The sequence below is a fragment of the Lacibacterium aquatile genome, assembly GCF_042683105.1.
Classification (GTDB): Bacteria; Pseudomonadota; Alphaproteobacteria; order Elsterales; family Elsteraceae; genus Lacibacterium; species Lacibacterium aquatile.
The window spans coordinates 79,138-91,799 of sequence record NZ_JBHUIP010000010.1 but is presented as its reverse complement, the minus strand read 5'-3'; the positions used below and the strand labels follow the sequence as shown (position 1 = coordinate 91,799).

The following is a 12,662-nucleotide window of genomic DNA, read 5'->3' as shown; positions in this document are numbered from 1 at the left end:
CCGCAATCAGAGACAAAAAGGCCTTCCTGATGATACCCGCTTGACCAAACTCAACACAGTTGCTCGGGCTTGACCCGAGGATCCATCTTTCCGCAAACCGCGTAGAGCTGGAGTTCGGCGACCACCCTGGATCCTCGGGTCAAGCCCGAGGATGACAAGTCTTCTTAAAGAAATGCTCTCGGAGGAGCCCCCGGGATCAAGTCCCGGGGTGACGAGCTGGCCATAGCATACCTAAGCCGCCGTCCCACCCACGGTCATGGCATCAATGCGCAGGGTCGGCTGACCGACACCGACCGGAACCGACTGGCCGTCCTTGCCGCAGGTGCCGACGCCATTGTCGAGCTTCAGATCGTTCCCGATCATCGAGATGCGGGTCAGGCTATCGGCGCCATTGCCGATGATGGTCGCGCCCTTCACGGCGGGGCCGATCTTGCCGTCCTGGATCAGATAGGCTTCGGAGGCCGAGAAGACATATTTGCCGGAGGTGATATCCACCTGCCCGCCACCGAAGTTCACGGCATAAAGCCCGTTCTTGACCGACGCGAGGATCTCCGCCGGGTCATGCTTGCCGGGTTCCATGAAAGTATTGGTCATCCGCGGCATCGGCGCGTGGGCAAAGCTCTGGCGGCGACCGTTACCGGTGGGCTTCACCCCCATCAGGCGCGCATTCATGCGATCCTGAAGATAGCCTTTCAGAATGCCGTCCTCGATCAGGACCGTGCATCCCGTGGGCGTGCCTTCGTCATCAATGGTCAGCGAGCCGCGACGCCCTTCGAGCGTGCCATCATCGACCACGGTCACACCGGGTGAAGCGACGCGCTGGCCCAGCAGGCCGGAGAAAGCACTGGTCTTCTTGCGGTTGAAGTCACCCTCCAGCCCATGGCCCACGGCTTCATGCAGCAGCACGCCCGGCCAACCCGGCCCAAGAACGACGGTCATTTCGCCCGCCGGGGCCGAGATGGAGCCGAGATTGACCAATGCCTGACGCAGGGCTTCATCGACCTGGGCCTGCCAGTTTTCCGGTTCGAGATAGAGGTCATAGAGGGTGCGGCCACCGGCACCGCTCGATCCCGTTTCCTGCCGGTCGCCGTCACCGACCACGATGGCGACATTGACGCGCACCAGTGGCCGGATGTCGCCCGCGCGGGTACCGTCGGCACGCACGATCTGCACCGCCGACCATTCACCATAGAGCGAGGCCATAACCTGCCGGACGCGCGGGTCCTTGCCGCGTGCATAGGCGTCGATCTGCTGCAGCAGCTTGATCTTCTTTTCGAAAGGAACGGCCGACAGCGGATTGGAATCCGTATAGAGGCTGCGGTTGGTCGCTGCCGGAGCGCCCGAGAGTTCCACCGTGCCGCTATGACCCGACTTCACCGCCTGCACCGTCGCAGCCGCCCGCTTCAGCGCATCCTCGTCCAGAACCGACGCCTGGGCATAGCCGGTCATCTCACCCAGCACTGCACGCAGGCCGAAACCCTGGGTGGTATCGAAGCTGGCCGATTTGATCTTGCCGTCATCGAGGGCGAAGCTTTCCGACTGGCTATGCTCGAAATAAAGCTCGCCATCCTCCATGCCCTTCAGCGCATCGCTGGCGATACCTTCGACGCGTTTCCGGTCGAGGCCGGTCGCGTCATAAAACAGGCGGTCGGTCAGTGCGAGATCGGTCATGGCTGGCACTCTTGTCCAAAGAAAAGGGGGAGGCAGTTTCCCGCCTCCCCTTCATATAGCAACGATTGCCGCGTTATTCAGCGGCCATCGCGTTATCACCTGCACGTTTCCAGCGCAGAACCGGCTTGCGCGCGGCCAAGGTCTCGTCGAGACGGCGACGCGGGGTGAGACGGGGAGCCGCATGAAACTCTTCCGCTGCACCGGCCTTAGCCCGTTCCGCGAGGCTGCGCAGCGTGCCGATGAAGAGGTCGAGGGTCTGCTTGTCCTCGGTCTCGGTCGGCTCCACCAGCAAGGCACCATGGACGACCAGCGGGAAATACATGGTCATCGGATGATAGCCCTCGTCGATCAGCGCCTTGGCGAAGTCCAGGGTCGAAACTCCGGTGCCTTCCAGGAAGCGATCGTCGAACAGCGCCTCATGCATGCACGGCCCTTCGAAGGGCGCGGTCATCACGTCCTTCAGGCTGGCCAGGATGTAGTTGGCGTTCAGCACCGCATCGCCCGACACCTGCCACAGGCCATCGGCCCCATGGCTCAGCATATAGGCGAGCGCACGTACGAACATGCCCATCTGGCCATGGAAGGCCTTCAGGCGGCCAAAGGCAGCCTTGGCCTCGCCCTCGGCCTGTTCCAGCACCTGGAACTTGCCGTCCTTGAGGATCGTCCAGGGTAGTGGGGCATAGGCAGCCAGACGCTCCGACAGCACCACGGGACCCGAACCCGGACCGCCACCGCCATGGGGGGTGGAGAAGGTCTTGTGCAGGTTGATGTGCATGCAGTCGACGCCCAGGTCGCCCGGACGCACGCGGCCGACGATGGCGTTGAAGTTGGCGCCGTCGCAGTAGAAATAGCCGCCCGCTTCGTGGATCGCGTCGGCGATCTCGCGGATGTCGCCTTCGAACAACCCGCAGGTATTCGGGTTGGTCAGCATGATCGCCGCCACGTCCGGACCCAGCTTGGCCTTGAAGGCGGCGAGATCGACGCGACCAGCCTCGGTCGCGGGGATCGGATCGACGGTGAAGCCGATCACGGCGGCGGTCGCCGGATTGGTGCCATGGGCGCTTTCGGGCACCAGCACGCGGGTACGATGGCCTTCGCCACGGGCTTCGAGCGCGGCCTTGATCGCGACCATGCCGCACAGTTCGCCATGGGCACCGGCAGCCGGAGACATGGCGACGGCAGGCATGCCGGTCAGGGTTTTCAGCCAATGGGCCAGGGTATCGATCAGCTCCAGCGCGCCCTGCACGGTCGAAACCGGCTGCAGCGGATGGATATCGCCAAAGCCCGGCAGGCGGGCCATCCGCTCGTTCAAGCGCGGATTATGCTTCATCGTGCAGGAACCGAGCGGGAAGAAACCGCTATCGATGCCGTAGTTCTTCTGCGACAGGCGGGTGTAGTGACGCACCACCTGCGGTTCCGCCAGACCCGGCAGGCCGACCCCGCCCTTGCGGGCAAGGCCGCCGAGCTTGGCCGTGTGCTTGGGGGCTGCGGGCAGATCGACGCCGCAGCGCCCGGCCTCGCCCTGTTCGAAGATCAGCTTTTCTTCAAGCTGCAGACCCCGGTTGCCGGTAAAGGTCACCACATCGGCGGCGGCTTCCACGCCGTCGCGGGCCACGCGGCCCTGGCTGCGGTCGATGGTCATGCGAGCACCTCTTTCAGACCGGCGACCAACGCATCCATATCGGCGTCGGTCGTGCATTCGGTCGCGGCGATCACCAGCAGGTTCTCGACGCTCTTGTCGTTCGGGATGAGACGCGAAGCCGGGACACCGGCCAGGATCTTCTTGGCAGCCAGCGCTTCGACGACCTCAGCGGCGGGCTTGGAGAGCTTCACCGTGAATTCGTTGAAGAAGGCATCGGCCAGCACCTCGACACCCTTCACACCGGCCAGCTTATCAGCCAGACGAGAGGCTGCGGCATGGTTGAGGCTTGCCAGCTGCGTCAGCCCATCCTCGCCCAGGAGCGACAGATGGATGGTGAAGGCGAGGGCGCAGAGACCGGCGTTCGTGCAGATGTTGCTGGTCGCCTTCTCGCGGCGGATATGCTGCTCGCGGGTCGACAGGGTCAGCACGAAACCGCGCTTGCCGTCGGCATCGACGGTTTCACCGCACAGGCGCCCCGGCATCTGACGGACGTATTTGTCCTTGGTCGCGAAGAGGCCGACATAGGGGCCGCCGAAGTTGAGGCCCGAGCCGATGGACTGGCCTTCGGCAACCACGATATCGGCACCCATTTCACCCGGCGGGGTGATAGCGCCCAGCGACACGACTTCGGTGACGGCCACGATCAGCAGCGCGCCCTTGGCATGGGCAGCCTCGGCCAGCTTGGTCAGATCGCGCAGACGGCCAAAGAAGTTCGGGTTCTGCACCACGACGCAAGACGTCTCGCCATCGATCTGGGCGATGAGATCTTCGGTCCCGGCAAAGTCCGGCGCGCCCTTCACGACGGTGAAGCCGCCGTATTTGGCGTGGGTCTCGACGATCTCGGCATAATGCGGATGCAGACCGCCCGACAGCAGCGCCTTGGTGCGTCGGGTGACGCGGTTGGCCATCTGCACGGCTTCGACGCAGGCGGTGGAGCCGTCGTACATCGAGGCGTTGGCCACATCCATGCCGGTCAGCAGCGCGACCTGGGTCTGGAATTCGAACAGCACCTGCAGGGTGCCCTGGGCGATTTCCGGCTGATAGGGCGTATAGGCGGTCAGGAACTCGCCACGCTGGATCAGGTAATCGACCGAGGAGGGCACATGGTGGCGATAGGCACCGGCACCGACGAAGAAGGGCACCGTACCGCCAGCGATATTCTTGTCGGCCATGGCGGCCAACTGCCGGTGAACCTCAAGCTCACCGGCATGCATCGGCAGATCGACGGGGCCGGTGCGGCGGGCCGCGGCGGGCACGTCCTTGAAGAGGGCTTCGACGCTGGGCGCGCCGATGACCGCCAGCATGTCGCGGCGGTCAACCTCGGTCAGGGGGAGATAACGCATTTAAAAGACTACTCCCCGGTGTGGGCTTTATAGGCGGCGAGGTCCATCAGACCATCGAGCTCGCCCGTGTTCGACAGGCGGATCTTGAAGAACCAGCCGTCGCCTTCGGCACCCGAATTGACCAGGGCGGGTTCGCCGGTCAGGGCGTCGTTCACTTCCACGATCTCGCCCGAAACCGGGGCATAGACGTCGGAGGCTGCCTTGACGCTCTCGACAACGGCGGCTTCCTTGCCCTTGGCAAGCTTGGCGCCAACGGCGGGCAGTTCGACATAGACGACATCGCCCAGCTGGCCTTGCGCAAAATCGGTGATGCCGCAGGTGGCGACATCGCCTTCGACGCGGACCCATTCGTGATCGGTGGTGAATTTCAGCATGAGGGTTCTCCGAGCCTTGAGTTTCTTAGCGTTGATAATTATGGGGGGTGAACGGAAGGGCGGCGACGCTGGCGGGCAGCGCCTTGCCTCGCACTTCCAGGAAAATCTTGGTGCCGACAGCGGACTGCGCCGTTGCGACATAGCCCATGGCGACCGGGCCATTGACGGTCGGGCCAAAGCCGCCGCTGGTCACTTCGCCGATCTTCTGGGTCAGGGCTTCGTCAGCGAAAACCGCCGTGTGTTCACGGGCAGGCGCGCGGCCCTCCGGCTTGATACCGACGCGCAGGCGCGACACGCCTTCAGCCAGATGTTTCTGCACGATGGCAGCACCGGGGAAGCCACCATCTTCCCGGCGACGCTTGGAGATCGTCCACTTCAGATCGGCTTCAATCGGGCTGGTCGTGGTGTCGATGTCATGGCCATAGAGGCAGAGACCGGCTTCCAGGCGCAGGCTGTCGCGGGCCCCAAGACCAATGGGCTTCACGGACAGATCGGCCAGCAGGGCGCGGGCCAGCGGTACGGCGTCTTCGGCGGCGACCGAGATTTCCCAGCCATCCTCGCCGGTATAGCCCGAGCGGGTGACAAACGCCTTGAGGCCGCCAACCGACAGCGACTTCGACGACAGGAACACCATCTCCTGGCTGCCCGGGGCCAGACGTGCCATCACGTCCTTGGCCTTGGGCCCCTGGAGCGCCAGCAGGGCGCGGGTCTCATGCACTTCGATATCGACGCCCTGCAGCCCTGCGACCATCAGCGCGATGTCCTGCGCCTTGCAGGCGGCGTTCACGACCACGAACAGCGTGTTCTGGTCGATCTTGGTCACCATCAGATCGTCGAGGATACCGCCCTCGGCATTGGTGAACATTGTATAGCGGGTGCGGCCTTCCTTCAGGGCCTGGATGTCGCCGGGGACCAGGGCTTCCAGGGCCTTGGCCGGATCTTCACCGCGCAGGGTGACCTGACCCATGTGCGAGACATCGAACAGGCCCGCGTTCTCGCGCGTCCAATTATGCTCGGTCATGATGCCGGTGGGATATTGCACGGGCATGTCGTAACCGGCGAACGGCACCATGCGGGCGCCAAGCTCGACATGGAGGGCGTGCAGGGCGGTTTTGTGAATGATCTCGTCGGTCATGCGGCGGTCCTTCGGAAACCTTAGGGGTCAAGCGCTCTTATCGCCGGATGGAATCCAGCGTTGGCGCCCCCTCTGTCTCCTGGACCTGAAAGATTACCGGCCCCAGGGAAGCCGGTTTACCTCGTCGGTGGACGGATCCTGCCCGTCACTTTCCAGAGCGGCCATCCCCCCACGGTCCTTTTGCCTGAGCGTTTCCGGGGCGGTTGCGCCTTCGGCGCCGTCCTATCCCTGACGGGACGAACGGTCTCTTCCATGGGGATCGTCTGACCTGGGGGCCAAACTACGCGAAGTGCCGCGCGAGTCAACAGAACTGTCGGCGATTCGGAAGATGCCGCTTACTTCCAGATAGCCTTCCCGCTCCCCGGCAGGCCGAGCTTGCCCCAGATCTCGTCGACTTTTTTCACCACATCCTTATCCATCGCGATCTTGGTGCCCCATTCGCGTTTGGTTTCAGGCGGCCATTTGTTGGTGGCGTCGAGCCCGACCTTGCCGCCCAGCCCATCCTCGGGCGAGGCGAAGTCGAGATAGTCGATGGGTGTGCCTTCCATCGTGGTGATGTCGCGCACCGGGTCCATGCGGGTGGAGATCGCCCACATGACGTCTTTCCAGTCCCGGCAGTTGATGTCGTCATCCACGATGATGACCCACTTCGTGTACATGAACTGCCGCAGGTACGACCAGACGCCCATCATCACGCGCTTGGCATGGCCGGGGTAGGCCTTCTTGATCGAGACGACGGCAATCCGATACGAACAACCCTCGGGCGGTAGCCAGAAGTCGACGATCTCCGGGAACTGCTGCTGGATCAGCGGCACAAACACCTCGTTCAGCGCCTCGCCCAGCACGGACGGCTCATCGGGCGGACGGCCAGTAAAGGTCGATAGGTAGATGGGCTTCTTGCGCATGGTGACGGCGGTCACCGTGAAGACTGGGAAGGGCTCCACCGCGTTGTAATAGCCAGTGTGGTCGCCGTAAGGGCCTTCGTCGCCGAACTCATCCAGCGATACATAGCCTTCCAGGATGATCTCAGCTTCGGCCGGGACTTTCAGCGGCACGGTCTTGCAGTCGACCAACTCGACCTTCTTGCCGCGCAGCAGGCCTGCGAACTGATATTCCGACAGGGTATCCGGCACCGGCGTCACGGCGGCCAGGATCGTGCCGGGATCGGCGCCAATGACCACGGCGGCGGGCAGAGGCTCGCGCTTCTCGGCGCCCCAGCGGCGGTAATGCTGGGCGCCGCCGCGATGTTTCAGCCAGCGCATCAGCGTCGTATTTTTGCCCGTCACCTGCATGCGGTAGATGCCGAGGTTGAAGCCATCTTCCTTGGTATTGCCGGGCCCCTTGGTCACGACCAGCGGCCAGGTGATCAGCGGCGCCGGTTCCCCCGGCCAGCAGGTTTGCACCGGCAGTTTCGACAGATCGATCTCGTCACCCGTCAGCACGACTTCCTGGCAAGGCGCCTTGGAGACCGTCTTGGGCTTCATCGCCATGACGGTTTTGAGCAGCGGCAGCATCTCCAGCGCTTCGCGCCAGCCACCCGGCGGTTCGGGCTGGCGCAGGAAAGCCAGGGTTTCGCCGACGCCGCGCAGCTGATCCGGCTCGCGGTCCATGCCCCAGGCGACGCGCTCCACGGTGCCGAACAGATTGACCAGCACCGGCATGTCCCAGCGCTTGCCCGACGCCTCGTCGACGACATTCTCGAACAGCACCGCCGGGCCACCTTCGGCCAGCAGGCGCGTCTGGATCTCCGTCATCTCCAGCACCGGCGACACCGGTTCGGTCACACGGACAAGGCGGCCTTCACGCTCGAGGCGGTCCATGAAATCGCGCAGGCTGGCATAGGGCATCGGGAAACTCCGGCGGGAAACAGATTAAGGGCAGAACGCGAGGATCAGTCGTACTCAGGCAGATCCCACATGATCATCACCTGGGCGAACTGTTCCTTGGTCCAGACCTTGTCCCAGACGCCTTTATAGCCGGTTTTGACCTCGGTCCAGTAGCCCGGAGCAAAGGACAGAATTTCGCGGATCAGCCGGTCGACCAGGGGGATGATGTCGCCGGTCGTCTCGTCGAAGGATACGTCCTCTACCCGCTTCAGGCTGCGGGTGAAGCTGTCGTAGTCATCGACCCACCAGGTGCTCTGGATCTTGAAGCTGGCGCCCTCGGTATGGGTGATGTCGATCTTCGCGCTGCCGCCCTCGGGGTGGCCAAAACACAGGCCCCAGACCGGGGCGTCGTGATAATAGCGCTCGATCGTCAGATTATGCTCCTCCGCATATTCTTCCAGCGGCGGGCCGATCCTCTCGAAACGGGGGGCGAAATCTTCCATCGAGAGTCTCCTTGGGTCAAAACGTCAGGGGCAGAAATCACCGGAACCTCATTGAGGTCAAGGGGGGAGCGCTGCTTCGTGATAGATTGCCGCAGGACAATGGGGGGTTGGGCGATGAAAAGACTTTTCCTGTGTGCGGTGCTGGTTCTGGCAGCGCATCCGGTCTGGGCGCAGTCGCCCGCATCACCCAAAGATATCGTCCAGAGACTCTATAAGCCCTACCTCGACGATCCTCGGGCTGAGCGGACGGACACGCCCGGTTCCATGGATGCGGTTCTGGCCCAGGCGAGCAAATCGCTGGCTAAGGCGATCCAATCCGAATTCGACTGTCAGACGCGGGAAGAGGGTGTCTGCAATGTCGATTTCGACATTCTGATCAATGCGCAGGATTGGTCGCTGAAGAAATTCGCCATTGCCGAAAAAAGTCGGTCGGGCGGCAAGGCTGTCGTCGTGGCGAGTTTCGACAATATGGGGCCGATGGGCGTGCGCTTCACCTTCATTCAGGAAGGCGGGACCTGGAAGATCGATGAAATGGAAGGCGGCGAGCCCAAGGGTAGCAAGTTCACGGTCGGTTGGCGCCTGACGGAGATGCTGGAGCCCACGGCTGAGTAACGGTTTTTCAAACAAGAACCGTCATCCCCGGACTTGATCCGGGGATCTCGTGTGGCCGAACTCCGTTCGATTTTCGACGCGGCTTGCCAACAGGAGATCCCATGGCCAAGCCATGGGATGACGAGGTTTCTCGGGAAGCTTTCTTCTATTTCGTCACATTCCGGTAGAAGATCAGATCCGAGGTCGCGCCATGGACGTAGCCCTTGACGTTCGACCGCATGGCGACCTGATCCTGGGCCTGGAACATGACGATGATCGGACCCTGGGCCTGCACGTCCTTCTGCAGGTCGTAGTACATCTTCAGGCGCTTGGCCGGATCGCTTTCCTTCAGCGCCGCCATGGTGCGTTCCGACAGTTCGGGCACCAGCCAGGCGTTCCGCCAGGTCGTGGTGCTCTGATATTTGTCGTCGGCATTATCGACGTTATAGGCAAAGGCCTTGGCGTTCGAATGCGGATCGATGAAGTCCGGGCCCCAATAGAGCAGCATCATCTGGTGGGTACGGTTGCGGTACTTGGTGATGACCTGCGCGCCGGTGCCGGGGACGAGGTTCAGCTTGATGCCTGCTGCGCCCATGGTCGCCTGGATCGACTGTGCGATCTCCAGGAACGGGGCCGAGGAGATCACGTCCATATCGAAGGACAGATCCTTGAGGCCCGCCTTGTCAAGGATCTCCTTGGCCTTGGCCGGATCGGACTTGAACGGCGTGTCGTTCAGCGCGCCAGGGAAGCCCTTGGGCCAGAAGGCCTGATGCACGGCCATCTGGCCTGCCAGCAGCTTGTTCGCGATCCCGTCGTAATCGACCAGATAGCGCATCGCTTCCCACAAGGCCGGGTTCTGCAGGCCGGGGGTCTTCTGGTTCAGCGACACGAAATGCACGGCCGCCTGCGGATATTCGCCGATGGTGATATCGGCCTTGCCGCGCAGGGCCTTGATCTGGTCCGAGCCCATGCCGCGCGCGATATCGATGTCCTGCTTTTCCAGCATGACGCGCTGGGTGCCCACTTCCTTCATGTGCTGAATGCTGACATTAAGCTTGGGCGCGCCGCGGAAGTAGTCCTTGTTCGCCTGCAGGGTGACGCTTTCGCTGGCGGCATATTTGGTCATTTTGAACGGGCCGCTGCCCGCCGACTGGCCATTCAGCCAAGCATGGCCCATGTCGTTGTTGACGACATGTTTGGCAACCTCGACCGAATCGACGACCGATGCCGGACGGGCTGCAAGCACGTTCAGGAAGAAGGCCGGGCCGAAGGCGCCGGTGTGGGTGAGCGCCACTTCCTTGTCCGACACCTTCTTGACCAGGGTGTCGAGGTTGTCCTTGGTCCAGCCAAGCTGGGTCAGGATGAAGGCTGGCGATTTATTAAGCGTCAGCACACGGCGGAAGCTTTCGATCACGTCTTCCGGGCGCACCGGATTGCCGCTCTGGAACTTCGCGCTGCGCAGGGTGAAGGTGATGGTCTTGCCGTCATCCGACACCTTCCAGCTCTCGGCAAGGCCGCCGACCAGCTTTTCGGGATCTTCGGGCTCGTACTGGACCAGACGGTCGTAGGTATTGGCGACGATCTCGCCGGACGAGAATTCATAGGCCGTGGCCGGATCGATGGTCACGATATCGTCGATATTTTTGGCAACGACCAGCACACCCGACGGGGTCGCCGCCAGGGCTGCCGTGCCCCCCATCATCGATAGCGACAGGGCGGTCGCCCAGAGCAGTTTCTTCATCGCGGATATCTCCCCTTAACCGGTGATGAGGTCATTCAAAGCAGTGCCCAGAAGCGTCGCCAGACCTTGGCCGAAGATCGCATCTTCCTGGGTATAGGGCCGGTCGCTATGCAAGATATTGACCGATCCGACGGTGCGGCCGTTCAGGCGGATCGGCACATTCACGGCCGACCGCAGACCCAGCGCGAACACCTTCTCGTAATCGACATAGAAGGGCTTCCATTCGTCGGGCGTATTGGCGACGAAGGCACGGCCTTCCACGACGACATGCTGATAATAGGCGTTGCGATCCATGGGCTTGGCGCCGCCGACCGGATAGTTGCCGGTATCGCTGGAATAGAAGCGCACGCTGTTCTTGTGGCCTTCGTCATAGAGCATGACGGTAAAAAGCGTGAAGCCGATGGCGGCGCGGAAGCTGTCCTCCGCGGCCTTGAAGGCGGCATCGCTTCCGCCACCCGCCGCGATGGCACGGGCGAGCGACAGAAAAGCTTCGATTTTGGCATCGGGCGCGGAAAAGGACGTCACGGCGTTTCCTGTTTCTGGGTAAGCGTCCCAAAAACACTAAACGCTTTTGTGCAAAGGTTAACAGCGAAACCGGAAGCGGAAGGGTAATGAAACTGCCATTTTCACCGCGTAGCTGGGGATGAGATTGAGACCAAAAGGCTCCAGCCCTTCCAAAAGCTTACCCTTCTCTTCAAGACCAGCGATGGAAGCTTCTCACTTTCCCATCTCCGCCCGCGCCTTGACGCCGGTGGCGGGTTCGTCGGTGAATATTCCGTCAACTCCGAGGGCAAAAAAACGCTTCATTTCTTCAGTCAGATCATTTCGATATTCAGCAGGTAAATGTCTTGGTTCACTACGGAACGTATAAGGGTAAACTCTAAGTCCTGCCTTGTGAGCCCATCCCACCAAACTCGAGCGCGGCATAGTTCTTCCATCTTTATCGATCGGTATAATCGATGTCTTAGATGGGCCAATGCCATAAGCATATTTCGCAATTTCGGCTAAGCCGTCGGGATTCATCATGTCTCGATATGTTTTTTTACTGCCATTAATTATTTGATCGTACGGTGTTGAGCTTTCGTTTCCAAGTAGCTGAATTAATTTGTGTTTGCTTCTTTTGGATAGATCTTTGAGATTTGAAATCTCAAAGGATTGAATAAAAACTGCGTCGCTGGAGTGGTGGAAATAGTTTCTTCTGAGGATATCTAGCAGCACGGTGTTCATATCCTTACCCATCTGCGCGAAATAGGTCGGGTGCTTGGTTTCGGGATAGATGCCGATGGTGCGGCCGCGTTTCTTCTCCTCGGCGCGCACCAGATCGATCACCTCCTGCAGGGTCGGGATCTCGAACTGGCCGTCATACTCCTTGGAGCGGTCGGGGTGCGGCTGGATCGCGCGCAGGGTCTTGAGTTCGGCCAGGGTGAAGTCTTCGGCAAACCAGCCCTCGACCGGCTTGCCGTCGATCATGGCGGTGCGCTTGCGGTCGGGGAATTTCGCGGGCGCATCGGTGGTCAGGCCGATCTCGGGCTCATGCCGAGTAACGAGATGATTGTCCTTGGTCATCACCAGATCGGGTTCGACAAAATCCGCCCCTACCTCGATCGCGCGCAGATATGACGCCAGCGTATGTTCGGGCCGCTCGGCCGAGGCGCCACGATGACCGATAACCAGTGGCGGCGTGCCGTCCAGGGTCGGCAAAGGCGCTGCCATCAGGGGGGCGGCTAGCCAGAGCGCGGCAAGAGTGGTCCAGGTGCCGATTTTCGCTTTCATCGCCGTGAAATCCCCTTTTGTTATGAGCTTGAGCAACCCATGTGTCAGGTCCTTGCGTCAAGA

At 61.7% G+C, this 12,662-nt stretch carries 11 protein-coding genes and 2 riboswitches; of the genes, 1 reads left to right on the top strand and 10 read right to left on the bottom strand.

What is annotated here, in order from left to right:
- Positions 1 to 231: 231 nt before the first annotated feature.
- From tldD to ACFSM5_RS10685, 7 genes are all read right to left on the bottom strand, one after another.
- Positions 232 to 1,671 carry a metalloprotease TldD gene (gene tldD, locus ACFSM5_RS10715; RefSeq protein WP_379876360.1) on the bottom strand — a complete coding sequence of 480 codons (1,440 nt, stop codon included), beginning with the start codon at positions 1,669 to 1,671 and terminating at the stop codon, positions 232 to 234.
- A gap of 73 nt (positions 1,672 to 1,744) precedes the next feature.
- Positions 1,745 to 3,313, bottom strand: a complete 1,569-nt coding sequence (gcvPB, locus tag ACFSM5_RS10710; RefSeq protein WP_379876359.1) for an aminomethyl-transferring glycine dehydrogenase subunit GcvPB — start codon at positions 3,311 to 3,313, stop codon at positions 1,745 to 1,747.
- On the bottom strand, positions 3,310 to 4,656 hold the full coding sequence (gene gcvPA, locus ACFSM5_RS10705; protein WP_379876358.1) for an aminomethyl-transferring glycine dehydrogenase subunit GcvPA: 1,347 nt from the start codon (positions 4,654 to 4,656) through the stop codon (positions 3,310 to 3,312). Before gcvPA ends, gcvPB begins: the two co-directional genes overlap by 4 nt.
- An 8-nt stretch (positions 4,657 to 4,664) precedes the next feature.
- A complete protein-coding gene (gene gcvH / locus ACFSM5_RS10700; RefSeq protein ID WP_379876357.1) occupies positions 4,665 to 5,030 on the bottom strand; it encodes a glycine cleavage system protein GcvH in 366 nt (121 codons plus the stop codon).
- Positions 5,031 to 5,055: 25 nt separating this feature from the next.
- Positions 5,056 to 6,165, bottom strand: coding sequence for a glycine cleavage system aminomethyltransferase GcvT (gene gcvT / locus ACFSM5_RS10695; RefSeq protein WP_379876356.1), 1,110 nt, complete (start codon positions 6,163 to 6,165; stop codon positions 5,056 to 5,058).
- 66 nt (positions 6,166 to 6,231) lie between these two features.
- Positions 6,232 to 6,326, bottom strand: a riboswitch (glycine riboswitch).
- Between the two features lies 1 nt (position 6,327).
- Positions 6,328 to 6,428: riboswitch (glycine riboswitch) on the bottom strand.
- A gap of 72 nt (positions 6,429 to 6,500) precedes the next feature.
- Positions 6,501 to 8,012 carry a UbiD family decarboxylase gene (locus tag ACFSM5_RS10690; protein WP_379876355.1) on the bottom strand — a complete coding sequence of 504 codons (1,512 nt, stop codon included), beginning with the start codon at positions 8,010 to 8,012 and terminating at the stop codon, positions 6,501 to 6,503.
- Positions 8,013 to 8,056: 44 nt separating this feature from the next.
- The gene (locus ACFSM5_RS10685) at positions 8,057 to 8,494 is read right to left on the bottom strand and encodes a hypothetical protein (protein WP_379876354.1); all 438 of its coding nucleotides are present in this window, start codon (positions 8,492 to 8,494) and stop codon (positions 8,057 to 8,059) included.
- Between the two features lie 114 nt (positions 8,495 to 8,608).
- Here ACFSM5_RS10685 and ACFSM5_RS10680 point away from each other — a divergent pair, with 114 nt between their 5' ends.
- Positions 8,609 to 9,106 (top strand): DUF3828 domain-containing protein, encoded by a 498-nt coding sequence (locus tag ACFSM5_RS10680; protein WP_379876353.1) that lies wholly within the window; start codon positions 8,609 to 8,611, stop codon positions 9,104 to 9,106.
- A 145-nt stretch (positions 9,107 to 9,251) separates the two neighbouring features.
- Here the strand turns inward: ACFSM5_RS10680 and ACFSM5_RS10675 are convergent, their stop codons facing one another.
- The 3 genes from ACFSM5_RS10675 to ACFSM5_RS10665 form a co-directional block, all read right to left on the bottom strand.
- Positions 9,252 to 10,826 carry an ABC transporter substrate-binding protein gene (locus tag ACFSM5_RS10675; protein ID WP_379876352.1) on the bottom strand — a complete coding sequence of 525 codons (1,575 nt, stop codon included), beginning with the start codon at positions 10,824 to 10,826 and terminating at the stop codon, positions 9,252 to 9,254.
- Between the two features lie 15 nt (positions 10,827 to 10,841).
- Complete coding sequence (locus tag ACFSM5_RS10670; protein WP_379876351.1) at positions 10,842 to 11,351, bottom strand: GAF domain-containing protein; 510 nt, start codon at positions 11,349 to 11,351, stop codon at positions 10,842 to 10,844.
- A gap of 192 nt (positions 11,352 to 11,543) precedes the next feature.
- Positions 11,544 to 12,599: a glycerophosphodiester phosphodiesterase gene (locus ACFSM5_RS10665; RefSeq protein ID WP_379876350.1), complete on the bottom strand. Its 1,056-nt coding sequence runs from the start codon at positions 12,597 to 12,599 to the stop codon at positions 11,544 to 11,546.
- Between the last annotated feature and the right edge of the window lie 63 nt (positions 12,600 to 12,662).

Bases quoted from the DNA above. Each gene is read 5' to 3' on its own strand.
- ACFSM5_RS10665 (WP_379876350.1), bottom strand. From the start codon at position 12,599: ATGAAAGCGAAAATCGGCACCTGGACCACTCTTGCCGCGCTCTGGCTA.
- gcvPB (WP_379876359.1), bottom strand. From the start codon at position 3,313: ATGACCATCGACCGCAGCCAGGGCCGCGTGGCCCGCGACGGCGTGGAA.
- gcvT (WP_379876356.1), bottom strand. From the start codon at position 6,165: ATGACCGACGAGATCATTCACAAAACCGCCCTGCACGCCCTCCATGTC.
- gcvH (WP_379876357.1), bottom strand. From the start codon at position 5,030: ATGCTGAAATTCACCACCGATCACGAATGGGTCCGCGTCGAAGGCGAT.
- ACFSM5_RS10680 (WP_379876353.1), top strand. From the start codon at position 8,609: ATGAAAAGACTTTTCCTGTGTGCGGTGCTGGTTCTGGCAGCGCATCCG.
- ACFSM5_RS10685 (WP_379876354.1), bottom strand. From the start codon at position 8,494: ATGGAAGATTTCGCCCCCCGTTTCGAGAGGATCGGCCCGCCGCTGGAA.
- ACFSM5_RS10690 (WP_379876355.1), bottom strand. From the start codon at position 8,012: ATGCCCTATGCCAGCCTGCGCGATTTCATGGACCGCCTCGAGCGTGAA.
- ACFSM5_RS10675 (WP_379876352.1), bottom strand. From the start codon at position 10,826: ATGAAGAAACTGCTCTGGGCGACCGCCCTGTCGCTATCGATGATGGGG.
- gcvPA (WP_379876358.1), bottom strand. From the start codon at position 4,656: ATGCGTTATCTCCCCCTGACCGAGGTTGACCGCCGCGACATGCTGGCG.
- tldD (WP_379876360.1), bottom strand. From the start codon at position 1,671: ATGACCGATCTCGCACTGACCGACCGCCTGTTTTATGACGCGACCGGC.